Origin of the sequence: Variovorax sucrosi (assembly GCF_051216635.1) — a bacterium.
Lineage (GTDB): Bacteria > Pseudomonadota > Gammaproteobacteria > Burkholderiales > Burkholderiaceae_C > Variovorax.
In genome coordinates, this window is the sequence record NZ_JBPJZU010000001.1 from 165,546 (window position 1) to 190,804 (window position 25,259).

At 67.5% G+C, this 25,259-nt stretch carries 14 protein-coding genes and 1 pseudogene; 1 reads left to right on the forward strand and 14 read right to left on the reverse strand.

What is annotated here, in order from left to right; translation table 11 throughout:
* Window positions 1–75 precede the first annotated feature (75 nt).
* From ACSFBE_RS00750 to ACSFBE_RS00775, 6 genes and pseudogenes are all read right to left on the reverse strand, one after another.
* Complete coding sequence (locus tag ACSFBE_RS00750) at window positions 76–354, reverse strand: YrhB domain-containing protein (RefSeq protein WP_435488453.1); 279 nt, start codon at window positions 352–354, stop codon at window positions 76–78.
* Entirely contained in the window at window positions 351–8,867 is an 8,517-nt protein-coding gene (locus ACSFBE_RS00755) for a two-partner secretion domain-containing protein (RefSeq protein ID WP_435488454.1), read from the reverse strand. Before ACSFBE_RS00755 ends, ACSFBE_RS00750 begins: the two co-directional genes overlap by 4 nt.
* A 54-nt stretch (window positions 8,868–8,921) precedes the next feature.
* Window positions 8,922–9,659: a hypothetical protein gene (locus ACSFBE_RS00760; RefSeq protein WP_435488455.1), complete on the reverse strand. Its 738-nt coding sequence runs from the start codon at window positions 9,657–9,659 to the stop codon at window positions 8,922–8,924.
* Window positions 9,660–9,668: 9 nt separating this feature from the next.
* Window positions 9,669–11,369: pseudogene (locus ACSFBE_RS00765) on the reverse strand (ShlB/FhaC/HecB family hemolysin secretion/activation protein).
* Between the two features lie 235 nt (window positions 11,370–11,604).
* The gene (locus ACSFBE_RS00770) at window positions 11,605–12,351 is read right to left on the reverse strand and encodes an RNA pseudouridine synthase (protein ID WP_435488456.1); all 747 of its coding nucleotides are present in this window, start codon (window positions 12,349–12,351) and stop codon (window positions 11,605–11,607) included.
* Window positions 12,348–14,003 carry an MBL fold metallo-hydrolase gene (locus tag ACSFBE_RS00775; protein ID WP_435488457.1) on the reverse strand — a complete coding sequence of 552 codons (1,656 nt, stop codon included), beginning with the start codon at window positions 14,001–14,003 and terminating at the stop codon, window positions 12,348–12,350. The genes ACSFBE_RS00770 and ACSFBE_RS00775 overlap by 4 nt, the downstream gene beginning before the upstream one ends.
* 101 nt (window positions 14,004–14,104) lie before the next feature.
* Here ACSFBE_RS00775 and corA point away from each other — a divergent pair, with 101 nt between their 5' ends.
* The gene (corA, locus tag ACSFBE_RS00780; RefSeq protein WP_435488458.1) at window positions 14,105–15,082 is read left to right on the forward strand and encodes a magnesium/cobalt transporter CorA; all 978 of its coding nucleotides are present in this window, start codon (window positions 14,105–14,107) and stop codon (window positions 15,080–15,082) included.
* 22 nt (window positions 15,083–15,104) lie between these two features.
* Here corA and ACSFBE_RS00785 read toward each other — a convergent pair whose 3' ends face one another.
* Genes ACSFBE_RS00785 through chvE form a run of 8 tightly spaced genes read right to left on the reverse strand, consistent with a single transcriptional unit; the run spans window position 15,105 to window position 25,253 of the window.
* Window positions 15,105–16,037, reverse strand: a complete 933-nt coding sequence (locus ACSFBE_RS00785; RefSeq protein ID WP_435488459.1) for a dihydrodipicolinate synthase family protein — start codon at window positions 16,035–16,037, stop codon at window positions 15,105–15,107.
* Window positions 16,038–16,045: 8 nt separating this feature from the next.
* Window positions 16,046–17,785, reverse strand: coding sequence for an IlvD/Edd family dehydratase (locus tag ACSFBE_RS00790; RefSeq protein ID WP_435488460.1), 1,740 nt, complete (start codon window positions 17,783–17,785; stop codon window positions 16,046–16,048).
* Window positions 17,786–17,825: 40 nt separating this feature from the next.
* Complete coding sequence (gene yjfF, locus ACSFBE_RS00795; protein WP_435488461.1) at window positions 17,826–18,854, reverse strand: galactofuranose ABC transporter, permease protein YjfF; 1,029 nt, start codon at window positions 18,852–18,854, stop codon at window positions 17,826–17,828.
* The gene (locus ACSFBE_RS00800; RefSeq protein ID WP_435488462.1) at window positions 18,851–19,864 is read right to left on the reverse strand and encodes an ABC transporter permease; all 1,014 of its coding nucleotides are present in this window, start codon (window positions 19,862–19,864) and stop codon (window positions 18,851–18,853) included. Before ACSFBE_RS00800 ends, yjfF begins: the two co-directional genes overlap by 4 nt.
* Before the next feature lie 32 nt (window positions 19,865–19,896).
* Window positions 19,897–21,420, reverse strand: coding sequence for a sugar ABC transporter ATP-binding protein (locus ACSFBE_RS00805; RefSeq protein WP_435488463.1), 1,524 nt, complete (start codon window positions 21,418–21,420; stop codon window positions 19,897–19,899).
* On the reverse strand, window positions 21,420–22,637 hold the full coding sequence (gene mmsB / locus ACSFBE_RS00810; protein ID WP_435488464.1) for a multiple monosaccharide ABC transporter permease: 1,218 nt from the start codon (window positions 22,635–22,637) through the stop codon (window positions 21,420–21,422). The genes ACSFBE_RS00805 and mmsB overlap by 1 nt, the downstream gene beginning before the upstream one ends.
* Window positions 22,624–24,147: a multiple monosaccharide ABC transporter ATP-binding protein gene (gene mmsA, locus ACSFBE_RS00815; RefSeq protein WP_435488885.1), complete on the reverse strand. Its 1,524-nt coding sequence runs from the start codon at window positions 24,145–24,147 to the stop codon at window positions 22,624–22,626. Before mmsA ends, mmsB begins: the two co-directional genes overlap by 14 nt.
* A gap of 26 nt (window positions 24,148–24,173) precedes the next feature.
* Window positions 24,174–25,253, reverse strand: coding sequence for a multiple monosaccharide ABC transporter substrate-binding protein (gene chvE, locus ACSFBE_RS00820; protein ID WP_435488465.1), 1,080 nt, complete (start codon window positions 25,251–25,253; stop codon window positions 24,174–24,176).
* Window positions 25,254–25,259: the final 6 nt, after the last annotated feature.

The window sequence follows — 25,259 nt, forward strand, 5'->3', positions numbered from 1 at the left end:
ACCCCGCAGACCCTGCCAGGGTGGGCCGGGCTCGATGCCCGGACTGGCCTGACTTCGATGCTCTGCGCGCAGCGCCTAGCTTTGATCCTGCAACGGTGGCAACGCCATTCCTGGCCGACGTGGCCCAATGTAAGAGTCGCTACGGCGGAAAAATATCGGCCAATTTCCAACAAGCGAGTCACTAAAATTTCCCGTCATCACAAAGCTTGTGGACTGATACGGGAAATACCATCCTTCCTCGTCTTCTCGGATGCGCTCATCAAGAATGGTGTACGGCACCCCTCCCGGCTGAGCTTCAAGCGTGCGGAGATACGCCTCTACCATTTGCCTTGCATTTGCAAAATCGTTGCTCATGGAAGTATCCCAAATTGAAAGTTGGTGAATGCCTTGAAGTTGCTTGCGCCACTCCCGCCAATTTGTCCATCGATGTAGTTCACTTTCCCATTCTGAACGACCGCATTCCATACATGCCCCGTGGCTCCGTCCGTCCCATAAATCACCGCCCTTGCGCCATTTCCCTGGGCAAGTAACGTCGATTCAATATTTTGCTGCGATGTCCAGCCACTGAGCTTCGTGCCATACATTTGTCCAAGCTGATCGAAGGGGACCGGTGTAGGACGAGGCAATGCGCTTGCGGGGTTTCCAGTGGTTAGCAGGTTGTCAACCACAGCGACGCAGTTCGTACAGTTCTGAGTTGAGCCTGTCGGATTAACCCCTTTCACAGATCCTGCATCTACAGCTACTGCTCCCACTCCCCCATTTCCCCCGGCCTCTGCGCCCGGAGCAACAGCGCGACCCAAGACGCTCGAAGTAAGCGCGCCGACAGCCGCTCCTACTATTTGATTGCCCACCTCCAGAATAAGCCCGTCTGCCGTACTCTGCGCCATCTGCCCCGCAGTAGACGTCGTGAATGGTGACGTCACAGGCCCCGCGGTCGCAAACGACACCCCGTTGATCGTGATGTTCCCGTTGCCGTGCACGAAGACATTGTTCCCGGCCGCCTGTGCGATCTGCATCTGCGCCACACAGCCCGGACTGTTCGCCCCTGTGGCACACGCATCCCGAAGGGCCGAGTCTTTTCCTGCCGAGACCTGCGCCAGTTGGCGCATCGTCCCGCACGCAGCTTCGTCGCCCTTGCCACAAGCGGCAGATGCGGCAGCGTACCGTTCCTGATCCGACAGCCCAAGCAGTGACGGCCGTTTCTGGCTCAGCCAGTTGTTCTCCGCCGCATTCACCCCCGCCGACGCAGCGGTGGACACCCCTTGCCCGTTCGCGCTCACAAAGGCACCGGCCAATCCCGCCATCAACTGCGACGCTTGCAACGTCTCATTGGCCAGCGCGGGGTCTCCGGTGGGGTTGACCGCCTGCGCAGTCAGATGCCCGATCACGGCCCCGAGCGCGCCCGGCGCACAGCCTGCACCGCTGCCCGATCGTCCTGCACCGACGGCACAGCCGACGATCGCATGAGCTGCTTCGGCCGCAAAGGCGTTCAACGACTGGTTGCCCTGAGGCCCGTTCTGTCCAATCCAGTTCGCCCCTTGGGCCGCTGCGGTATTCAGGAACGCCGTCAGGATGCCTTGCTGCAGTTCGCCCTGCAGGCTCGTGCCGTTGATGCCGCTGCGGATCACTGCCGCAGCGGTGTTGTCGATCAACTGACGCTGCAGTTGGTCGGTCCACGTTGCAGTGCCGTTCGTCGCGCTTGCCAGGTTCTCCGGCAGCAAGCCCGATGTGCTGAGCCCTTGCAGCACACCCGCCGTGACCATCGCCGTGGCCAGATTCTGCAGGCTCTGGCTGCTGACGAGTTCGTCGAAGACCTTGCCGAGGTTGCCTGCGTTGTTCATGAACGAGACGGTGGCCTGGCCTGCCAGCGTGGTGATGCCCGCTTGCATCGCGCCTGCAAGGATGGCGGTCTGCCCGGCCGTCAGCCCCATGGCTCCAGCCATGCCGGTGCCTACCGTCGCCGCGCTTGTGGCGGTCGCCGTGGTGCCGGCCGTACCCGCAGCGGCCGTGCCCGCCCCCGCAGTCGCCACAGCCACCACCAGCATCACCAGCGCCGAACTCACCGGCCCCAGGCCGCTCTGGTCGGTCTGCCACTTCTGGTGCGCTTCCTCGACCGTCCGCCACTGGGTGCTGTTCACCAGGGCCGGGTCGCTGATGAGTTGATTGACCCACGCCATGCCCGGCTGCTGGGCCAGGGTCGCCAGGTCCGTGCCCTTGGCCACGTTGGCGTTGATGCCGCCTGCGGCCTGCAGGTGCACGCTGGCCACGTTGAACTGGTTGTAGTTCGTCGTCTCGTCGATGTTGCCCTTCGTGCGGGCGTTGACGAACATCGCGTTGCCGTCGCTCTCGTTGCGGCTCCTGCTGCTGGTGGTGGTCTGGGTCAGCAGGTTGAGCTGGCCGCCGGCCTGGATGTCGAGGGTGTTCGCATCGACCTTGATGGCCCCCAGCGTGGTGTCGCCACCGCTGCGCAGCTTGACGTTCTGGGCCTCGAGCGTGGTGCGCGCCAGCGTGGTGTCCGAGCTCGATGCCTCGAGGCGGCGGTACGACATGCCGCTGCGTTGCGATTGCTCGGTCTGGGCGTAGGTCTGGTCCTGGCCCGCGTAGAGCACGAGCTTGCCGCCGGCGTCCAGGCTCAGGTCGGTGCCTGCGCTCAGGGTGGCGGCGCGGGCGGTGAGGTCACCCCCGGCGCTGATGGCCACGCTCGTGCCGCCGCTGACGGTGGTGCCGGTCTCGCTGCTGTTGCCGTCGATGCGCGAGTTGCGGCTGCTCCAGCGGATGCTCTCGGACTGGCCGGTGGTCACGCTGTCCAGGGTAACGTCGCCCTTGGCCGTCATGCCAACGCTGCCGGCACTGGTGATCTGCGCACCGGCGGTGTGGATGTTGCCGCCGGCGTAGACCTCGAGACTGCCGCCCGGATCGCTCACGTACAGGCCGGCCACGCGGTCGATGACGGTGCGCTGCTGCGCGATGCTGCCGCCTGCCGTGGTGGCACGGCTCGATGCGTCGCTGGTGGTGGTGATGACGTTGACGTTGCGTCCGGCCATGACGGCCAGGCTGTGCTGGGCGTCGATCACCCCGCCGATGTTGTTGAGGTCGGTGCCCGCCACCAGGGCCACGTCCTTGCCGGTGATGCGGCCACCGAGGTTGTGGATGTTGTCGGCGGTCAGCGCAACCGTGGTGCGCCCGGCGATGGTGCCGCCCTGGTTGCTCAGGTCGCCGGTCAGGTTCAGGTTCACGCTGCTGCCCGAGAGCAAGGCGCCGCTGCCGTCGATGTCGCCGGGCTTCACGCGCACGTACACCTGGGGCGCCAGCACGCGCTGCGTGCTGCCGTCGGGCAGGGTCACGGTTTGCTCGACCAGCCAGACGATGTCGCTGGTGAGTTGGGCCATCTGCGCCGCACTCAGCGCGATGCCCGGGGTCAGGTGGTATTGCTCGGCGAAGGTCACGCCGGCGTTCATCAGCGCGTTGTATTGCGCCTCATCGCTGTTGAAGCCTTCGAGGTAGCGGTAGCCGGTGAGCTGCGCCACCTGCTGGCGGATCAACTGCTGCTCGTAGAAGCCATCGCCCAGGCGCTTGAGGATGTTGTTCGGATCGAGCCCGAGGTTGTTGAGCAGGTAGTCGCTGCTGAGCCACTTGCGCTGGTTCGCGAAGCGCGGGTCGGTCTCGATCAGGTAGTGGCCGGTGCCCGTGGTGTTGAACAGGCTGGCCGAGGGAATGCTGGCATTGGGCGCGCTCGTGCGCACGACCATCTGCGTCGACCCGGTGTTTCCTGCGGTTGTCTTGCCGCCCGCGACCTCGGAGGCGACCTGGATGATCGGGTTCACGCGGTTGCCGGCGGTCACCTGCCCGCTGCCCTGCGCGGTGCCGCTCGCCTGCCCGACCGTGAGGGTGCCCGGCTGTGCACCGGTGCCTGCGACGGCCTGGTTGCCTTCCTGGCGCGCCGCTGCCAGCTGCACGGTGGTCGACACGGTGATGTTGTAAGGCGTGGTCTGATGCGCCCGAGAGCTGCTGCCGAACATGCCGCCGGTTTTCACATAGGAGTGCACGGTCGTGCCGCTCTCCGTGACATCGGCGTTCACGGACTCATTGTGGTTCGTGATGGTGCCGCCCCGCACCGTCAATGCGCCACCGGCCAGGATCTGGCTCATGTCGTTGGTGCCGCTGCCCACCGAAAGCGTCATGGCGCCGCCGGAAAGAATGCGGCCCGGCGCGGAGCTTTGCAGCACGGGGGTCGACGAGGTCTTTGTGTAGTCCCAGTAGTCCCAGGTGGAACTCAGACCCGGCCCCGTCATGTCGGGGAGCGGGCCGAACGTACCCAGGAAGGCCTCGATGAACTTCGAGGTGGCGGCATCCAGCGCGTTGTGGGCCTGCAAATACGCAGACCATTCATTGACTTCAGACTGAGTCACGGGGTGGTCGAACAGCACGTGGGCAAACGTTCCATCGCCGACGGCGACGTCATAGCCGTCCACGCCCACGCTGATGACACCGAGAACTCGGCCCGGGTGTGTGGCCGAAAGCTCCGCTGGCGGCGTCACGCCGAAGTCGGCCCAGATCGGGTCCGAAGAAGCGTACCAAGCGCCCGGCTTGACGGCCGGTCCGCAGGTCGTGGAGTCGCCCCCTCCCGAACAACTCTCGTAGCTGTAGTCGACGCTGTTGCTCGGCGTCATTGCGTAGTAGGCAGCGTACTTTGCAAGCGGGTATTCGGCCGGCGGAACGAAGATCTTGTAGCTGGACCTGGTTTCGACACTGGGATCGTCCGCCCGGACGGAGCCCACGGTGTCCCAGGGCGTGGAGTACCTCCAACCCAAGGTAAATACAACATCGGAGGCCGGCACGCGTTCGCCGCTGCCGGGCACCGCGTACTCGACGACATGCTCGCTGGGCCCGGCCACCGTCGTGTACGTCACGCCACCATTGGTGTTGTTGAGCACGGCGGCGCCGATCGTCACGTTGCCGATGGCTTCGATGGTGGCCGCGCGGTTGTTCACCGACCCGGCCATGCCGGTGGCCTTTCGTTCGCCGTCGAGCGCACCGCCGACGTACAGGTCGCCCGCGCTGAAGATCAGCGCCCCGTCGCGGTTGTTGATCGTTTGCGCACCGATGTCCAGCCGGCTGCGCGCGGCAATGGTGCCGGCCTTCGTCACGCCATCGATGGTCTCGGCGAGGTTGTTGAGCGTGCCTGCGGAGATCGACAAGTGGTCGCCGTAGATCCGGCCGGTACCGATGTTCGTCAACGTGCCGGCGTTGACTTGCGTCTCGCCACCGTCGATCAGCCCGCGGTTGGTGAGCGTGCCGCTGGCGTTCACGATGGTCGTGTCGCCCGCCATCTCGCCGGTCGCGGTGTTGACGATGTCGGTCCCGCTCACGGTGAGCACCTGACCTGCAGCGAGCTTGCCGCTGTTCGTCAGCGTGCCGGTCGTGCCGTAGCTGAGGTTGCCGTTGGCGCTGATCTGCGCATCGTTCACGACGTCGCCCGTCAGCGCAATGGCGAGGTTCTTCCCCGAGGTGAGCACGCCGTTGCCGTTCAGCGCCGCGGCATCGACCGCGACCGACTCGTTGCCGACCAGCATGCCGCCGCTGCCGTTGACCACGACCAGTTGCTTGGCACTGCTGTTGGCGTCCGCGATGCGCAGGGTGTCGCCGGCCGAGAGCAGGCCCGCCGTGTTGAGCACGCTGCCGCTGCTCGTGACCGTGACATTGCCATCGGCGCGGACGGCACCCCCGCTGTTGTCGAACTGGTTGGCGGTGATGGCGACTTCCACGCCCTCGACCCCTTGGTCCGTGCCTGCGGTGGTCCTGTTGGCCACGGTGGCCGCATTCAGCGTGGTGCGCGCTCCGGAGCGCACCAGGCCGGACGTGTTGTCGATCGCCGTGCCGGTCAGCGTGAGATCGCCGATGGCCAGCGTCTGCCCGCCGCGGTTGTCGTAGGTGCCGGCCCCGGCATCGACCGTCAGCTTCGATTGCCCGAGGACGAGGCCGCCATCGGCGTTGACCAGACCCTGCAGGCGCGCGTCGATGTCGCCGCTGGCGCCCAGAAAGCCGGCGCTGTTGTCGACGACGCCGGCTGCCAAGGTCAGCGCGCCACCGCTGGCGATGCCACCGGGCGTCGTCGCCAGAGTACTGCTGTAGCCGGCGGCGTTCCGGTTGGAAAGCGCGCCGCCGTGGGTGTCGATGGACATCGCGCCGCCCGACTGCAGCAGCCCCGTGTCGTTGGTCAATGCGCCCGAACGGACGTCGAGCGTGGTGGCGGCGATGACCGTGCCCCCCGCGTTGTCGAAGGCCTGGCCGTGGGTTTCGATGGCCACGGAGCGGCCCGTGACCTTGCCGCCTGCTCCGTGCAGGCCCGCGTTCTCGAGCACAACGGCGTTTTCGGCTTGCAGCGCTCCGGCCGTGTTGACAGTTGCAGCCGCGGTCGTGACACGCAGGTCGCCATGCACCGACGCCGCCGTGCCCCCCGTGTTGTCGAAGCTTTGCGCGCCGAGGGTCGTGTCTCCGTCGGCTGCCATCGTGCCGCCGACGTTGGTGGCCGCGCCGCTGATGACGGCAGACAGGTTGCCGACGGCCGTCAGCGTGCCGCCATCGTTGTTCAGGCCATCGGCACGAATCGACGCATCGGCTGTCGCGCCGATCTGCCCTGCATTCGTGTTTTGAATGTGCGAGGCGTCCAGCAACACCCGACCTGCGCTCAAGGTGCCGCCGTCATTGAGCAGTACCTGGCCCGCTCGAACGCGCGCGGCGACGGTCAGCGTTCCAGGGGTCACGACGGTCGCTCCGCTCGTGACCACGTCGCCCTGATCGGCGGCGATCGCGAGGTTCGCACCGCTGGTGTGGCTGCCGCCCAGGTTCACGCTTGCGCCCTGTAGCACGACATCGCCCGCCGCAAGGTTGGTGCCTTGGGCGACAAGGCCGCCGGCCGTCGTGACCTTCAGATCGCCGATGCCGGCGGCCGTGCCATTGGACTGGATGCCCGCGCCGAGAACGGCAGCCGCGCTGCTGTTCATGTCGGCCGCGGAAAGCACGGCATGTCGGCCGGCCGTGATGCTGCCCTCATTGAGCAAGGTGCCTGCCACCGCCAGGTTCAGATCGTTGCCGGCACGCACGGTGCCGACACCGGTGTTGGCCAGGCGACCCGCCTGAATACCGATGTCGACGCCGGCGACGATCACACCACCGCCGTTCGACAACGCACCGCCGGTGCTCAAGACCAGCGAGCCGCCAGCCGACAACGTGCCCGCGCCGTTGTCGACTTGACCACCCGCATGCAGTGCCATGTCGCCCTGGCTGACGAGCGAGCCACCGCGGTTGGACAACTCGCCGGTCGTGTCGATCGTGACCCGCCCGGCCTGCAGGGTGCCGCCGCTGTTGTCGAAGCTCCCCACGTTCGCAGTGAAGTCGCGGCTGACGTTGAGCGTGCCCCCCGCGTTGCTGAAGCGATCGCCGGTCACCGCCATCGTGCCCACGCTCAGCGCGCCACCGGTGTTGTCGATGCGCGGCGTGTTCAGCGCAATTTCGCCGCCCGCGTAGATGCGCCCGCCATCGTTGAGCACGCTGCCGGCGGCCACGATGGCACCGGGGCCGGTCGCGGCCGCTGGCTGCAGCGGCGCGACCTCGGTGATGCCCGCTGTGGAGGTCGCTGTGCCTGCCGTCGTGCCGGTGGTTGGCGTGGCGCCGGTGTTCGTGCCTGTTGCACCGGTGTCGGTGCCCGGTGTGCCCGATGCCGGATCCGCAGTTGCCACCGGCTCGGCCCCGATCACCCCGCCATTCGTGTTGCTCAGCACCGGCGCCGTAACACTGATGTCCCGCGTGCCCGCCTGCCGGATCGTCCCGCCCCGGTTGTCGATGTCCGCTGCGCTGCTCAGCTCGACCTTGGCACCTTCGAGCGTGCCGGTGTTCTCCAGCCGTCCCGCGGCCGTCACGGCGAGGCCGCCGGCACCGGCGCCGATGTGCCCCGCATTGCGCACGCCCACCCCTGCTTCAGTCCCCACCAGCGTGATCTTGCCGGCGTACATGCCGCCCAGCGCCGCCACGTCCAGCGCGAAGCTCGGCGCCGCGCCGTTGCCCGTCGTGGGCGTGGCCTGGCTGCTGTCGGCGCTGACCTGGTTCGCACCGGTCACCACCTTCAACTCGTTCGCCCAGAGGCCCGCATTGACCTGCACCGCCCGCGCGAGGATGGCCGCGTAGTCGGTCTTGCTCGCATCCAGCCCGGCGCCGTCGATGCTCACGCTGCCGCCGCGCACGACGAAGCTGTCGAGCCCACCCTGGGCATTGAACTGCGGCGTGCCGGTGGTCAGCGTCGCACGGCTCGCGTTGATGAAGCCGCCGCCATCGACCTGGATGCCCGCCGGGTTGGCGATGATCACTTCGGTGCGCGGGCCGGCCACTTCCACATAGCCGCGCAGCTGGCTCGGGTTGGCGCTGTGGACCTCGTTGAGGATGACGCGCGCCCTGCCGCCGGCCAGCCACGGGTTGCCCTGCACCCAGCCGCCGAGCTGGGTCTGCACGTTGCCTCGACTGTTGTTGAGGATGACGCCGTTGCGCTGCACGTCGAACCGCGAGTAGGTGTTGCGCGAGACGCCCGCGGCGCTGGGGGTCTGGATGTTCACCAGCGGCACGCCGTTGGGCGCAACGAGCACGGTCGGGCGCTGGCGCCCGGGGGCACCGGGGTCGGCCACGATCTGGGCATGCAGGGGAGCACTCATCAAGGCCGCGGCGATCGCAGCCACGCTGACGGCGGCGCTGCTGGCGCCTGCGCCGCCGCTGGCGGCCTTGCGCGCCCCACGGCCGGTGCTCTTGGCCGTCTCCTGCACGACCATGCGCAGGCCGCGGGCGGCGTTGAAGACGATGCGGTGTAGATGCTTGTTCATTTCTTGTTCTCTCCCTTTGCTATCGGCCGTGATCTTTCTGTGCTGTCCTGCCCGTCAGGGCGTGGCCAGGGCACCTTGCTTGGCTTCCAACGGCGGCAGTCCTTTGAACGCACGGTCGTAGGGGGTTCGATCGAAAGCCGGCAACGCGGCCTTCTTGATGTCGACGCCTTGGAGCGCCGGGAACGTCTCGCGAAAAGCGGCCAAGTCCTGGTCTGCCCGATCGGACACGATCACGTCGAAGGTGCCGCCGGTGACACCGGTCACGCTTTGATCGAGCAGGGGAAAGATCGGGCCGGCCCGAAATTCGTCGTCCTTCCGCGGCCTCAGTTCGGCAGCGACCCGTCCGAGGTACACCACGGACGTCGCGGGAACTTCGAAGGCGAGACCCAACGGAGCGAACCAACTGCCGGCGAACGGCAGCGTCACAACGGCGCCATCGGCGTCTGCCAACACGTACTGCCCAGGCGCCAGCGCCATGCGCACCAGAACGATGTTGTGCCTGCCATCGCCCTTGCTTGCGCCCTCGCTGTCGAGCGAGAAGCGCTTCGCTTGCTTCACTTCCTTGTTGGCCTGCGCACCCGTCGGTGCGACGGTGACGCCGTTCGGCCACGGGATCGAGAGTTTGCTGTCGCGCTTGGACATGTCCAAGCTCATCAGCACCACAGACTCCTTCGACAGGTCCAGGGGACCGGACTTGCTGTGAACAGCCATGCGTGTGGTTGCACAGCCTGTCAGCAGGAGTGCGCAAAGACCCGGGAGAAGGAAGGAGAGGCGAAGGGTAAGTGATGTCATGGTGATGGCTCAGAAGTTGAAGTTGAGGTTGAACCCTGCGGTAGTTGTCGCGGTGCGATACCCCGCGGGCTTGTGAATGGGCGCACCGATGAAGAAGTCGTAGTTCAGTCCCTGGACGGCGCCGCGCAGGCCGACGACGCCACCCGTCAGGCGCTTTCCCAGCAGGTTCGCGGTCGACATGCCGCCCACCTCGCCGTGGTCGATGCCCACGTACAACTCCGCCCCGCTCGCGCCGAGTGCGTCAAGGGCCCAGCCGATGTCGTTGCGCACCAGCCAGCCGCGCTCGGCCAGCAGGCTCGTCTCGCCGTCGAAGCCGCGCACCGTGTAGCGCCCGCCGATGGCAAAGTGGTCTTGCGGCGTGAGCGAGGTGCGGTTCCACTGCGCACGCCACAGCGCGGTGTAGCGCAGCTTCTGGTCACCGAGCTGGAAGGGCAGGTTCAGGTTGGCGTCGGCCGCAAGAAGGCGAAAGCGCGAACCGTCTTCGCCGGTGAGCTCATCCACTGCGGGGATGGCCCCGAAGGCGCCGGTGCCGCGGCGGACCTGCAGGTTGGCGTCGAGCGTGGCCTGGCCGATGAACTCGCGATGGTTCGCACCCAACTCCCAGCCGGCGACCACGGGCCGCTGAATGCCGATCTCGGTGTCGTCGATGAAGTTGTTCGAGGCGCGCCGGAAGCCGCGCAGCCACATCGTCGTCTTGCGGCGCTGGTCGCGGTACATCAGCCGCGACAGGCGCAGTTCGGCATTGCGGGTCTCGCCGGCGTAGACGTAGTCCTGGCTGAAGCCGGCCACGCTCTGGTGGTACTTGCTCTGGCTGGCGGTAGCGCCCAGCAGCCAATGGCCGTAGGGCACCGAGTAGTGCAGCGTCTGGCCGCTGGTGCCCTGGCCGCTGTGGTTGAAGAGGTCGTGGTTGACGCTGACGTAGGCCAGGTCGTTCAAGCCGAGCGGGCCGTCCCAGGCCAGGGTGGCGCCGCCCTGGGTGCGGCCGGTGGACTTCGTGCCGCTGTCGTCCAGGCTGAGCGTGGCGCGCAGGGGGCCGAGGGTTCGGGCAGGTCGGCTGTACTTCACGACCAAATCGCTGTCGCCGGGCTGGGCGCCGGGGGCCTGCGAGGGCTCGATCTGGATGTCGGCCTCGGCCGTGGGCAGGCGCTTGAGGTTCTCCAGGCCCTGTTCGATGTCGCGCAGGTTCAGCAGGTCGCCGGGTGTGGCCGGGATGGCGGTGCGCAGGCTGGTGGGGTCGGTCGTTCCTTCGGCGAAGCGGATGGCGGCGATGCGCCCGGGCACCAGGGTCAGGCGCAAGGTGCCAGAGGCCAGGTCCTGCGGGGCCGCGAGGACTCGGCTGGTGACCCAGCCACGGGCGATCAAGGCCTGCTGCAGGCGCTCCAGGACGGTGTCGACGCCTTGCGTTCCCAGGCAGCGGCCGAGAGGGCTGTCGTCATCTTGCTCACCAGCAGCTTCACGCAGGAGTCATTGGAAGTCGTCGGCGCGCTCGCCCTCGAGCACCAGGTGGGCGATGCGAAAGCACGGGGCCTCGGACTCCGGCAGGCGTCCGGCGCCGCGCACGGGGGCGGTAGGCAGGCGCACATCGACGGCGCGCTCCTGCTGCTCGCGCAGGGCGCGTTCTCGGTCCTGCCGGCGCAGTTCTTCGATGAAGGGCTGGGGGGCAGAGGGGTTGGCCTGCGCCCAGGCGCCGGTGGCTGCGCACAGCCACATCGCGCCAAGAATGCACGGGCGCAAAGCCCCGAGTCGCCCATGCACCCCTCCACGGACACCACGCCCCGCCGCGTTCTTGATCGACATCACCCGCCCTGTATCTGCTTGTAAGGCGCGGATTCTGGTGGCGGGTCAGCGCCTCAAATGTCAATGAATGTGGACTGGGCGTGAGCCAGGGGAATTCACCCTCGTTGCGTGATCGAAATCGCAGGTTCAGTGCGCGCGAAAAAGCGGTCTAGAACTTCTCGTGCGGCAGCAGGTAGCGCCACTCCCCCGGCACCAAGCCCGCGAGCGGCACGCGCCCGACGCGCAGGCGCTTCATCGCGACGATGCGCAGGTCGACGCTGTCGCACATCTGCGCGATCTGCCCGGGCCAGGCGCCCTTCATCGCGAAGCGCAGGCCGGTCACGCCCTCGTTCTGGCGATTGACGCTGACCTTGGCCGGCAGCATGGCGCGGCCGTCGACCACGGGTGACTGGTTCAGGCGGTGCAGTGCCTGCGGCCCCACCTCGCCCTGCACGTCGACCATCACCTCGTACTCCATCAGCCCGGCGTCTTCGACCAGCTTGCGTTCGATGCGCGGGTCCTGCGTGAAGACGATGAGCCCGCTCGCGCCCTTTTCCAGCGGCGTGAAGCAGTGCTGGTTGGCGAAGTGCCTTTGCAGCGTGGGCCGCTGCGAGTCGTCGGCCTCGCTGCGCTGCGCGGGCACCAGCAGCTTGGCGATGGGTGCATCGAACGCCAGGCCGGCGGGCTTGTTCAGCAGGATCGTCACGACCTGCACCGGCTCCGGCTTGGCGGCCTTGTCGATGTCCACCGTCTGCTGCGGCGTGACGCGTGCCTGCGGCACTTCGACCACCTTTCCGTCGACGCGCACCGCGCCGTTCTCGATCAGCAACTCGGCCTCGCGGCGCGAGCAGTTCATCTCGGCGGCTACGCGCTTGGCCAGGCGGATGCCTTCGTCCCGGGTCTGGAGGATGTTCATGCCAGTGCCCGTCCACGGATGCGTTCGACATGCGCCGCCAGCGAGCGTGCCGCCATCGGCCACAGGCGCTGCGGCACGTCGGCGTAGGCGATCGGCAGCCAGTCCTCCGGCGTGCCCTCCGGATGTTCGCGCATCGCCTCGAGGATGCGCGCTTCGCGCCGGAAGCGGTGCATCTTGAGCGCGGCGATGGCATCGCGTGCCGAGGCGATCGCGTAGCCGTGCGCGGGCAGGATGAAGTCGACGCCGCCGACGCGGCAGACGTCGTCGAGCAGGTCGAGCGAATCGAGGTAGGCGGTCATGTTGCCGTCCGGTGGGTCGACCACCGTGGTGCTGCCGTTGAGGATGTGGTCGCCCGAGAACAGCAGGCCGTCTTCCTGCAGCACCAGGCACACGTGGTTGGCCGCATGGCCGGGCGTGTGCACCACGCGCAGCGTGTGGCTGGCCTCGGCTGTCGGCCCTTCGAGCACCAGGCGTTCGCCATCGGCCAGCGCGCGGTCGGGCGTGAAGCGGGCGGTGGACTTGGCGGTCGCGGCCGAGGGCAGGCCGAGGATCGGCGGGCGCGCTTCGCACAGCGCCTGCAGCGGCCGCGCAGCCGGCGAATGGTCGGCGTGCGAATGGGTGCAGACGATCATGCGGATGTCGCCGCCGGTCGCCTCGTGCAGGCGCTGGATGTGCGCCGGGTCGAGCGGGCCTGGGTCGATCACCACATAGCCGGTCGCTTCGTCGCCGACGATGTAGCTGTTGGTGCCGGGGCCGGTCATGGCGCCGGGGTTGGGCGCGGTCAGGCGCCGCAGATGGCGCAGCAGCGTCACTGGCGCGTCGCACTGCCAGTCGAGCGCATGCACGATCTGGCCGTCGGGGCAGACCAGCGCCAGTTCGCCGTAGGCCGTCTCGTGCTCCATGAAGCGCGCTTCCTGGCCACCGAGCAGCCCGGCGCGCGGGCAACTGGTGAAGAGCGCTTGCTCCGCCGCGCAGTCCTCGAGCACCTCGTCGACGGTGGCATAGCCCGCCAGGCGCTCGAGCGTGCGCACCGTCGGGAACATGAGCTGGAAGCGGCGCGCCTTGTGGCGCTCCAGTGCCTCTGCCGGGCGCACCCAGACCGGCTCGAACTGCTCGGTCTCGTCGGCGGTGGGCACCTGGTCGTCCGGCATGCGTGCCACCAGAAAGGGCACGTCGAAGCGCTTGGGCAGGTCGCGGTCCGTCACCCAGTGCGCGAAGGTGAAGACCCGGTCGGTCGCCAGCACCAGGCCGCGCTTCGCGCACTGTGCGGCGAAGGGCGTCGCGCCGTCGGCCGTGCTGCGGTCCATCGCCGCGACGGACGCGGCCTGCACTGGCCGGCCGTCGTCGGCATGGTGGGCCAGCAGCACGCCCAACTCCTCGAAGGTCTCGCGCAGCGCGGCGATCGCCTGGGTGAGCTGCAGGTCGCTCTGGGTCGGGCGGCGCCGCGCGATGGCATGGGCCTGGGCGTCGGTCGGGTCGATGCGCCCGCCGGGGAACACATAGGCCCCGGCGCCGAAGCTGGCCCGGTCGGAGCGGCGCGTCATCAGCACCTCCAGGCCCGCCGGTGTGTCGCGCAGCAGCAGGAGGGTGGCTGCCGGCCGCACGGGTGCGGGCTCGCGCTGCGGGTGAATGAGTTGGGTAGGGCGGACCATCCCGGGATTATCGGCAGCATCGCGATGCGCTGGCGTCCGGCAAGCCGCCGATCGATCCGCGTGGCAAGATTGCCGCGTTTTCACGCCCGGGGCCTGCCTGCATGCTGATCAATTGCGTTGTCTACGAAAACGGCACCAAGCTGGCCGACATTCCGGTCGACCGCATCAACGAATACATCGCGCTTCCCAACTGCTTCGTCTGGGTGGCGCTGCACGATCCGACGCCCGAGGAGATGGACGAGGTGCAGCAGGCCTTCGACCTGCATCCGCTGGCCGTGGAAGACGCGCAGAACGGGCACCAGCGCCCGAAGGTCGAGGAGTACGGCGATTCGCTGTTCGTGGTGATGCACCTGATCGATGCCGACACGGCCGAAGCGCGCCACAACATGGAAGTGGGCGAGGTCGACGTGTTCGTCGGCCGGAACTACGTGGTGTCGGTGCGCAACCGCAGCACGCACGGTTTCGTCGAAGTGCGGGAGCGCTGCCAGCGCGAGCCGGAGCTGCTGAAGAACGGCTCCGGCTTCGTGCTGTATGCGCTGATGGATGCGGTGGTCGACCGCTACTTTCCCGCCATCGACGCTTTCGATGTCGAGCTCGAAGCCATCGAGGAAAGCATCTTCACCCTGGGCGGCGCGCGCGAGAACATCCAGCGGCTCTACGGCCTGAAGCAGCGGTTGACGGTGCTGAAGCACGCCGTGGCACCGCTGCTGGAGGGCACCAACCGGTTGCACGGCGGACGGGTGCCGCAGGTCTGCATGGGCACGCAGGAGTATTTCCGCGACGTGCTCGACCACCTGAGCCGCATCAACGGCACCATCGATTCGATGCGCGACACCATCGGCACCGCCATCCAGGCCAACCTGTCGATGGTGACCATCAGCGACGGCGAAGTCACCAAGCGGTTGGCAGCCTGGGCCGCGATCTTCGCGGTGTGCACCGCCTTCGTCGGCATCTGGGGCATGAACTTCGAGCACATGCCCGAGCTGAAGTGGCGCTACGGCTACGCGATGGCGATGGGGCTCATCGCGTGCGTGTGCGGCTACCTTTACTACCGCTTCCGAAAGGCTGGCTGGGTCTGACCCCCGGCCGGCGGCGACGCGCTCAGCGGCCCCAGCGCAGCACCAGCGGATCGAGTCGGCGCGCGATGTCGAGCAGGCCGCGGCGCACCTCGGGGTGCATCCCCGGCCACGGATGGCGCGGCGCGTCGCAGGCGATCACGCCGCCTTCCTTCATCAGCGCCTTGGCCGCCAGGAAACCGGCCTGCCGGTTCTCGTGGTTGATCAGCGGCAGCCAGCGTTGGTACAGCGTGAAGGCGAGGTCGGCATCGCCGCTTCGGTGCGCCTCGATGATCGGGCGGATGCCGTCGGCGAAGGCGCCGCCGGTCATGGCGCCGGTGGCACCCGCGTCCAGGTCGGCCAGCAGCGTGATGGCTTCCTCGCCGTCCCAGGGGCCTTCGATGGCTTCGCCGCCCAGGCGGATCAGCTCGCGCAGCTTGCTTGCCGCGCCGGGCGTCTCGATCTTGAAGTAGCTGACCTGCTCGATTTCGGTGGCCATCTTCGCGAGGAAAGGCGCCGACAGCACCGTGCCGCTGGCCGGCGCGTCCTGCACCATGATCGGAATCGACACCGCATCCGACAGCTGTGCATAGAACTCGAAGGTTTTTGCTTCGGGCACGCGGAAGGTCGCGCCGTGGTAGGGCGGCATCACCATCAGCATGGCGGCGCCCATGGCCTGCGCGCGCCGGCTGCGCTCGATGCACACGGTGGTGCTGAAGTGGGTGGTCGTCACGATCACCGGCACGCGGCCGGCCACGTGTTCGAGGGCGGTGCGGGTGAGCACCTCGCGCTCGTCGTCGGACAGCAGGAACTGCTCGGAGAAGTTCGCCAGGATGCAGAGGCCGTCGACGCCGGAGTCGATCATGAAGTCGAGGCAGCGCTTCTGGCTGTCGAGGTCGAGCGCGCCCGATTCGGTGAAGGTGGTGGGCGCGACCGGGAAGATGCCGCGGTAGCGTGGGTTCGAGAGGGTGTGGTTCATGGCGTGGATCAATGCGAGTGACGGGGAACGGCGGAGCCGCGGCAGCCGACGAGAAAGTCGAAGTCGCAGCCTTCGTCGGCCTGCAGCACGTGGTCGACATAGAGGCGCTGGTAGCCGCCGGCCATGCCTTCGGGCCGCGCAGCCAGGGAGCGCAGGCGCTCGGCCAGCTCGTCGTCGCTGATGTCCAGGTGCAACCGGCCGCCGGCGCAGTCCAGCTCGATGAAGTCGCCGTCGCGCACCGCGGCCAGCGGGCCGCCGTCGGCCGCCTCGGGCGCCACGTGCAGCACCACGGTGCCGTAGGCGGTGCCGCTCATGCGGGCATCCGAGATGCGCACCATGTCCTTGATGCCCTGGCGCAGCAGCTTCGGCGGCAGGCCCATATTGCCGACCTCGGCCATGCCGGGGTAGCCCTTGGGGCCGCAGTTCTTCATCACCATCACGCAGCTGGCGTCGATGTCGAGGTCTTCGTCGACGATGCGCGCCTTGTAGTGCTCCAGGTTTTCGAACACGACCGCGCGCCCGCGGTGCTGCAGCAGCGCCGGCGTCGCGGCCGAGGGCTTGAGCACCGCGCCGCGCGGCGACAAGTTTCCGCGCAGGATGCAGATGCCGCCGTCGGCGATCAGCGGGTTGTCGAGTGGCCGGATCACCTCGTCGTTGTAGCTGGGCGCGGTGCGCACGTTGTCCCAGAGCGAGCGGCCGTTGACGGTGAGGGCATCGGGATGCGGCAGCAGGCCGTTCTCGCCGAGCCGGCGCAGCACGGCGGGCAGGCCACCGGCGTCGTAGAACTCCTCCATCAGGAAGCGGCCCGAGGGCATCAGGTCGACCAGCGTGGGCGTGCCGCGGCCGATGCGCGTCCAGTCCTCCAGTTCGAGCGGGACGCCGATGCGCCCGGCGATCGCCTTCAGATGGATCACCGCGTTGGTCGAGCCGCCGATGGCCGCGTTCACGCGGATCGCGTTCTCGAAGGCCTCGCGCGTGAGGATCTTCGACAGCGTGAGGCCTTCCTTGGCCATCTCGACCGCGCGCATGCCCGACATCTGCGCCAGCACATAGCGCCGCGCGTCGACCGCCGGAATGGCCGCGTTGTGGGGCAGCGAGGTGCCCAGCGCCTCGGCCATGCAGGCCATGGTGGAGGCCGTGCCCATCGTGTTGCAGGTGCCGGCGGAGCGCGACATGCCGGCCTCGGCTGCGAAGAACTGGTGCTCGTTGATTTCACCGGCCTTGAGCGACTCGTGCAGCTGCCACACGGCCGTGCCCGAGCCGATGTTCTTGCCTTCGAGCTTGCCGTTGAGCATCGGCCCCCCGGTCACGACGATGGCCGGGATGTCGCAGCTGGCGGCGCCCATCAGCAGCGCCGGCGTGGTCTTGTCGCAGCCGACCAGCAGCACCACCGCATCGATCGGGTTGCCACGGATGGCTTCCTCCACGTCCATGCTCGCCAGGTTGCGGGTGAGCATCGCGGTCGGGCGCAGGTTCGACTCGCCGTTGCTGAACACCGGGAACTCGACCGGGAAGCCGCCGGCTTCGGAGATGCCGCGCTTCACATGCTCGGCGATCTTGCGGAAGTGCGCGTTGCAGGGCGTGAGTTCCGACCAGGTGTTGCAGATGCCGACGATCGGCCGGCCGTCGAACTCGTGGTCGGGGATGCCCTGGTTCTTCATCCAGCTTCGGTACATGAAGCCGTTCTTGTCGGCGGAGCCGAACCATTCGGTCGAGCGCAGTTTCTTCTTGGGCGGGGTGTCCGGCATCTTGGTGCGTCCTTGGCGGGCGGGAAAAGCGAGGGGAAGCTCAGCGCAGCGGTGCGCGCGAGGTGAAGAAGCGTTGAAGCAGGCAGAAGACGAAGAGCAGCGCACCGACCACGATGCGCGTCCACCACGAACTCAGCGTGCCGTCGAAGGAGATCAGCGTCTGGATGATGCCGAGCATCAGCGCGCCGAAGAGCGTGCCGGCCACGTAGCCGACGCCGCCGGTGAGCAGCGTGCCGCCGATCACCACCGCGGCGATCGCGTCGAGCTCCAACCCGACCGCATGCAGGCCGTAGCCCGACAGCATGTAGAAGGTGAAGATCACGCCGGCCAGCGCCGAGCAGAAGCCCGACAGCGTGTACACGCCGACGATCGTGCGCCGCACCGGCAGGCCCATCAGCATCGCCGAATGCTCGCTGCCGCCCACGGCGTACACGGCACGGCCGAAGGCGGTGCAGTGCGCGATGAACACTGCGGCCAGCACCACGGCGATGGCAATCAGCGCGCTGATCGACAGCGACGCGTCGCCCCAGACCGGGATGCGGACCTGCGCCACCTCGGTGTAGAACGCGTTGGTGATGCTGATCGAGTCGATGCTGATCAGGTAGCACAGGCCCCGCGCGAGGAACATGCCGGCCAGCGTCACGATAAAGGGCTGCAGCCGGAAGCGCTCGATGAGAAAGCCCATGAAGGCGCCGAACACCGTGCCCATCGCCAGCACCAGCGGGATCACCGCCAGCGGGCTCCAGCCATGGCGCTCGACCAGCGCGGCCGACACCATGGTGGTGAGCGCGATCACCGCGCCCACCGACAGATCGATGCCGCCCGAGAGGATCACGAAGGTCATGCCGACCGCCACCACGATCAGGAAGGCGTTGTCGATCAAGAGGTTGAGGAAGACCTGCGCCGAGAAGAAGCTGTCGTAGGCGAAGGAGCCGAAGCTCGCCATCAGCACGAACAGCGAGATGGTCGCGGTCAGCGGCAGGTACTTGGGGTTGATGCCGCGGCGGCGTGGCGCGGGCACCGTCGCCTTGGCCGGCGCCGTGGCGGGTTCGGGCAGCACGGCGCTCATCGACGCACCTCGCCCAGGGCAGGGCGCAGCGCCCAGCCCCGCACCGTGGTGCGGAACTCGGCCGACTGCAGCAGCATCACGATGAACACTACCACCGCCTTCACCACCAGGTTGATCTCCGGCGGCACGCCGAGCGAATAGATCGCATAGGTCAGGGTCTGGATGATCAGCGCGCCGATCGCGCTGCCCACCAGGCTGAAGCGCCCGCCGGTGAGTGCGGTCCCGCCCAGCGTGACCGCCAGGATCGCGTCAAGCTCCAGCAACTGGCCGGCGTTGTTGCCGTCGGCGCTCTTCACGTTCGAGCTGATCAGGAGGCCCGCGATGCCGGCGCACAGGCCGCAGAAGGCATAGGCGCCGACCAGCAGCCGGCGCGACTGCACGCCCGCCACGCGCGCAGCCGTCGGATTGATGCCCACCGCTTGGATGAAGAGGCCGAGCGCGGTGCGGGTGATCGCAAGGTAGAGCAGCGCAAACACCGCCGCCGCCACGAAGAGCGAGAAGGGCAGGCCCAGCAAATAGCCGCCGCCGAGGAAGAAGTAGGGCTTGTAGTAGATCGTGATGATCTGGCCGTTGGTGATGAGCTGCGCGATGCCACGGCCCGCCACCATCAGGATCAGCGTCGCGATGATCGGCTGCATGCCCACGCGCGCCACGAGCAGGCCGTTCCACAGCCCGCAGAGCAGCGCCACGCCCAGCGCCGCGCCGATGGCCAACGGCAGCGGGAAGCGACTGACGTCGCCGCCCATCGCGCCGCCGATCATCCAGGCCGCGGTCGCCGCCGCGATGGCGACCACCGCGCCGACCGAGATGTCGATGCCGCGCGTCGCGATCACCAGCGTCATGCCGAGCGACACGAGCACCAGCGGCGCGGCGCGGTTGAGGATGTCGATCAGGCTGCCGTAGAGGTGCCTGTCGCGCCACTCCAGGTGCAGGAAGCTCGGGTTGAACGCGGTGTTGAGCGCGAGCAAGAGCAGCAAGGTGATGACGGGCCAGGCGAGGCGATGGCGCATGGCAGTGGCCAGGGGGTTTTGTCTTTCTTGTGTCATGCCGCCGCAATCATTTCGTAGACCTCGTCCTCGGTCGAACCGCCCGGCAGCTCGCCCACCTTCTTCCGGTCGCGCAGCACCACGATGCGATGCGCCACGCGCACCACCTCGCTCATTTCCGACGAGATGAAGATCACCGCCATGCCGGCTTCGGCCAGCTTCAGGATCTGCTCCATGATTTCCTGCTTGGCCGCCACATCGATGCCGCGCGTGGGCTCGTCGAGGATCAGGAGGCGCGGCTCGGTGGCGAGCCAGCGCGCGATCATGGCCTTCTGCTGGTTGCCGCCCGACAGCAGGCCGATGGGCGTCTCGATGCTCGCGGTCTTGATGCCCAGCGCAGCGACGAAGCGCTCCGCCAACGCCGTCTGCTCGGCATGCGACAGGAACTTCGTGGTGCCCATGCGCGCTTGCAGCGCCAGTGCGATGTTCTCGCGCACCGAAAGCTCGGCCACGATGCCGTCGGTCTTGCGTTCTTCCGGGCACAGCGCCAGGCCCTGGCGGATCGCGTCGGCGGGGTTGGCGAAGCGCACCACCTGGCCGTCGATGCGGATCACGCCGCGGTCGGGCGTCTCCATGCCGAAGAGCAGGCGCGCGAGTTCGGTGCGGCCCGCGCCCAGCAGGCCGGCCAGGCCGACGATCTCGCCGGCGCGCACGCGCAGGTCCAGCGGCTGCAACTGCGTGGCCTGCGCCAGGCCTTCGGTCTGCAGCAGCGCAGGCGCCGTGTCGTCGAACGATGGCAGCACGTCGGGGCGGGCGGACTGGGCCGCGAGCTCGCGGCCGAGCATGGCGGCGATCAGCGCCTGCGGGCCCAGTTCGGCCGCGCGCCATTCGCCGACCCAGCGGCCGTTGCGCAGCACCGTGATGCGGTCCGACACTGCATACACCTGGTTCATGAAGTGGGTGACGAAGACGATCGCCAGGCCCTCGTCGCGCAGCCGGCGCAGCACCTCGAAGAGCTTGTTCACCTCCTCGTCGTCCAGGCTCGACGTCGGCTCATCGAGGATCAGCACCTTCGACGACACGCCGAGCGCACGCGCGATGGCCACCATCTGCTGCACCGCCACCGGGTAGCTCGCGAGCAGCCGCGTCACGTCGATGTCGAGGCCAATGCGGGCCAGCAGCGTGCGGGCGTGCTCGTTCACCGTGCGCCAGTCGATGCGAAAGCCCTGCGCGATGCCGCAGCGCGGGTAGCGCCCGGCGAAGATGTTCTCGGCCACCGACAGGTTTGGGCAGAGGTTGACCTCCTGGTAGACGGTGCTGATGCCCAGCTGCTGCGCCTCCAGCGGCGAGCCCGGCCGGATCGCCTCGCCGGCCAGCCGCATCTCTCCGCCGTTCGAGGCCAGCACGCCTGTCAGCACCTTGATCAGCGTCGACTTGCCGGCGCCGTTCTGGCCCATCAGTGCATGGATCTCGCCCGGGTAGAGGTGCAGCTGCACGTCCTCCAGCACCGGGATGCCGGCGAAGGACTTGCCGATGCCCGCAAGTTCCAGCACCGGGGCGGGATGGCTTCCAGCGGTCATCACTTGTTCTTGTTGTAGACGTCGATGAACACCGCGGCCAGCAGCACCAGGCCCTTGATGACCTGCTGGTAGTCGATGCCGATCCCGAGGATCGACATGCCGTTGTTCATCACGCCCATGATGAAGGCGCCGATGACCGCGCCCATCACCTTGCCCACGCCGCCGGAAGCCGAGGCGCCGCCGATGAAGCAGGCCGCGATCACGTCCAGCTCGAAGCCCAGGCCGGCCTTGGGCGTGGCGGTGTTGAGCCGGGCGGCGAACACCAGTCCAGCCAGCGCCGCCAGTGCGCCCATGTTCACGAAGGTGAGGAAGGCGAGGCGTTGGGTCTTGATGCCCGACAGCCGCGCCGCCTTCTCGTTGCCGCCCAGCGCATAGATGCGCCTGCCGAGCGTGGTGCGGTTCGTCACGAAGTCGTAGACCACGATCAGTACCGCCATCACCACCAGCACGTTGGGCAGGCCCTTGTACGACGCGAGCAGCCAGCTGAAGAACAGGATGACCAGCGCGAAGAACACGTTCTTCACCAGGAAGAAGGCATAGGGTTCCTGTTCCATCCCGTGCGCCGCCAGCTTGGCACGGCCGCGCAGTTTGAAGAACACCAGGGCCGCAGCCGCCAGCGCGCCGACGATCAGCGAGGTGGTGCGCAGGGTGTCACCGCCGAGCGGGTCGGGGATGAAGCCGGAGCTGAGCTTCTGGAAGGTCTCGGGGAACGGACCGACCGACTGGCCCTGCAGCAGCGCCAGCGTCAGGCCCTTGAAGACCAGCATGCCCGCGAGCGTGACGATGAACGACGGGATCTTCTGGAAGGCCACGAACCAGCCCTGCGCCGCGCCGATGAGCGCCCCCGCCAGGATGCTGACGATGGCGGTCGGCAGATAACCCCAGTCGTACTGCACCATCAGCACCGCGGCCAAGGCGCCGATGAAGCCGCAGACCGAGCCGACCGACAGGTCGATGTGGCCGGCCACGATCACCAGCAGCATGCCCAGCGCCATGATCACCACGTAGCTGTTCTGCAGCACCAGGTTGGTCAGGTTGAGTGGCCGCAGCAGCGTGCCGTCGGTCAGCACCTGGAACAGCACCATGATCGCGACCAGCGAGATCAGCATGCCGTATTCGCGCAGGTTGTTCTTGAGGAAACCCGCATGCAGCTTGCCGCCGGGGGCGGGCGTCAGCGGGGCGGCGGACTGCGCCGCTTCGGTGTCACTGGGGGACATGGACGGAACTCCCTGAATTCACGATCGCGCGCATGATGCGCTCCTGCGAAGCCTCGGCCACCGGGTATTCGGCGACGAAGCGGCCTTCGTTCATCACATAGATCCGGTCGCACATGCCGAGCAGCTCGGGCAGTTCCGACGAGATCATCAGGATGCCTTTGCCCTCCTGGGCGAGCTGGTCGATGATGGTGTAGATCTCGTACTTCGCACCGACGTCGATGCCGCGCGTCGGCTCGTCGAGGATCAGCAGCTCCGGCTTGGCGAACAGCCACTTGCTCAGCACCACCTTCTGCTGGTTGCCGCCCGACAGGTTCACCACCAGTTGGTCGGTGCCGGCGCAGCGGATGCGCAGCGCCTTCCGGTACTCGCCGGCCACCTGCCATTCGCGGCCCTCGTCGATCACCGAGCCGGTCGATACCGCCTCCAGGTTCGCCAGCGTGATGTTCTTGCGGATGTCTTCCTCGAGCACCAGGCCGTAGCCCTTGCGGTCTTCGGTCACGTAGGCGATGCCGTGGTCGATCGCCTTGCGCACCGTGCTCACGTCCACCGGCTGGCCGTTCATGCGCACCGTGCCGCGGATGCGCTGGCCGTAGGAACGGCCGAACACGCTCATCGCGAACTCGGTGCGGCCTGCGCCCATCAGGCCGGCGATGCCGACGATCTCGCCGCGCCGCACGTTCAGCTCGACGCCCTTGATCATCTCGCGCTCGGCATGCACCGCGTGGTGCACATGCCAGTCGCGCACCTCGAACACGATCTCGCCAATGGCCGGCGTGCGCTGCGGGTAGCGGTGTTCCATGTCGCGCCCGACCATCCCGCGGATGATCCGGTCTTCGCTGATCGGCGCGGCGCGGCAGTCCATGGTCTCGACCGTGGTGCCGTCGCGCAGCACGGTGATGGCGTCGGCCACCTTGGCGATCTCGTTGAGCTTGTGCGAAATGAGGATCGACGCGATGCCCTGGCGCTTGAGTTCCAGCAGCAGGGCCAGCAGCGCGTCGCTGTCGCGCTCGTTGAGGCTGGCCGTCGGCTCGTCGAGGATCAGCAGCTTCACGTCCTTCGACAGCGCCTTCGCGATCTCCACCAACTGCTGCTTGCCCACGCCCAGGTCGGTGACCAGCGTGGTGGGCGACTCGGCCAGGCCGACCTTGGCCAGCAACGCCCGCGTCTTCGCATGCGCGGCGAACCAGTCGATCACGCCGCCACGCGCGATCTCGTTGCCCATGAAGATGTTCTCGGTGATCGAGAGCAGGGGCACCAGCGCGAGCTCCTGGTGGATGATGATGCCGAGCTTCTCGCTGTCGGCGATGTCGCGAAAGCGCCGTGGCGCGCCCTCGAAGCGGATCTCTCCCTCGTAGCTGTCGCAGGGGTAGACGCCGCTGAGCACCTTCATCAGCGTCGACTTGCCGGCGCCGTTCTCGCCCACCACCGCGTGGATCTCGCCGGCGCGCACCGCCAACTCGACCTGGCTCAGCGCCTTCACGCCGGGGAAGGTCTTGGTGATGCCCCGCATCTCCAGCAGGGTGTCGCCGTGCACGCTCACTTGACCTGGCTTTCCTTGTAGTAGCCGCTGTCGACCAGCACCGGCTTCCAGTTCGTGATGTCCACGCTCACCGGCTTGAGCAGGTACGCAGGCACCACCTTCACGCCGTTGTTGTAGGTCTTGGTGTCGTTCACCTCGACTTGCTTGCCGGCCATCATCGCGTCGACCATTGCGACCGTGACCTTGGCGAGTTCACGCGTGTCCTTGAAGACGGTCGAGGTCTGCTCCTTCTTCTGGATCGACTTGACCGACTGCACCTCGGCGTCCTGCCCGGTCACCACCGGCATCGGCAGCTTGGGCGTGCCGTAGCCCACGCCCTTGAGCGACGAGATGATGCCGATCGAAATGCCGTCGTAGGGTGAGAGCACGGCGTCGACCTTGTCCTTGGTGTAGTAGGCCGACAGCAGGTTGTCCATGCGGGCCTGTGCCACTGCGCCGTCCCAGCGCAGGGTCGAGACCTTGTCCATGCCCGTCTGCTTGCTGCGCACCACCAGCTTGCCGCTGTCGATGTAGGGCTTCAACACCGACATCGTGCCGTTGTAGAAGAAGAAGGCGTTGTTGTCGTCCGGCGAACCGCCGAAGATTTCGATGTTGAACGGGCCCTTGCCGGCCTTCAGGTCGAGCGCCTTCTCGATGTAGGCGGCCTGCAGCACGCCGACCTGGAAGTTGTCGAAGGTGGCGTAGTAGTCGACATTCTTCGAGCCCTTGATGAGCCGGTCGTACGCGATCACCTTCACGCCCTTGTCGGCCGCCTTCTGCAGCACGTCGGACAGCGTGGTGCCGTCGATGGCCGCGATCACCAGCACCTTCGAACCCTTGGTCACCATGTTCTCGATCTGCGCGAGCTGGTTCGGGATGTCGTCGTCGGCGTACTGCAGGTCGGTCTTGTAGCCCTTCTCCTGGAAGTACTTGACCATGTTCGCGCCGTCGGCGATCCAGCGGGCCGACGACTTGGTCGGCATCGAGATGGCGATCGGGCCCTTGTCCTGGGCCTGAGCCAGGGAGGCCAGCGAGGTGGCGCCGAGGGCGCCGGTGACGGCGATGGCCAGCAGGGTCTTGAGGAAATAGCGTTTCATGGGTCG

Bases quoted from the DNA above. Each gene is read 5' to 3' on its own strand.
- mmsA (WP_435488885.1), bottom strand. From the start codon at position 24,147: ATGCGGGGCATCACCAAGACCTTCCCCGGCGTGAAGGCGCTGAGCCAG.
- ACSFBE_RS00790 (WP_435488460.1), bottom strand. From the start codon at position 17,785: ATGCCGGACACCCCGCCCAAGAAGAAACTGCGCTCGACCGAATGGTTC.
- ACSFBE_RS00785 (WP_435488459.1), bottom strand. From the start codon at position 16,037: ATGAACCACACCCTCTCGAACCCACGCTACCGCGGCATCTTCCCGGTC.
- mmsB (WP_435488464.1), bottom strand. From the start codon at position 22,637: ATGTCCCCCAGTGACACCGAAGCGGCGCAGTCCGCCGCCCCGCTGACG.
- ACSFBE_RS00800 (WP_435488462.1), bottom strand. From the start codon at position 19,864: ATGCGCCATCGCCTCGCCTGGCCCGTCATCACCTTGCTGCTCTTGCTC.
- ACSFBE_RS00755 (WP_435488454.1), bottom strand. From the start codon at position 8,867: ATGAACAAGCATCTACACCGCATCGTCTTCAACGCCGCCCGCGGCCTG.
- ACSFBE_RS00760 (WP_435488455.1), bottom strand. From the start codon at position 9,659: ATGACATCACTTACCCTTCGCCTCTCCTTCCTTCTCCCGGGTCTTTGC.
- ACSFBE_RS00750 (WP_435488453.1), bottom strand. From the start codon at position 354: ATGAGCAACGATTTTGCAAATGCAAGGCAAATGGTAGAGGCGTATCTC.
- ACSFBE_RS00805 (WP_435488463.1), bottom strand. From the start codon at position 21,420: ATGACCGCTGGAAGCCATCCCGCCCCGGTGCTGGAACTTGCGGGCATC.
- chvE (WP_435488465.1), bottom strand. From the start codon at position 25,253: ATGAAACGCTATTTCCTCAAGACCCTGCTGGCCATCGCCGTCACCGGC.
- yjfF (WP_435488461.1), bottom strand. From the start codon at position 18,854: ATGAGCGCCGTGCTGCCCGAACCCGCCACGGCGCCGGCCAAGGCGACG.
- ACSFBE_RS00770 (WP_435488456.1), bottom strand. From the start codon at position 12,351: ATGAACATCCTCCAGACCCGGGACGAAGGCATCCGCCTGGCCAAGCGC.
- corA (WP_435488458.1), top strand. From the start codon at position 14,105: ATGCTGATCAATTGCGTTGTCTACGAAAACGGCACCAAGCTGGCCGAC.
- ACSFBE_RS00775 (WP_435488457.1), bottom strand. From the start codon at position 14,003: ATGGTCCGCCCTACCCAACTCATTCACCCGCAGCGCGAGCCCGCACCC.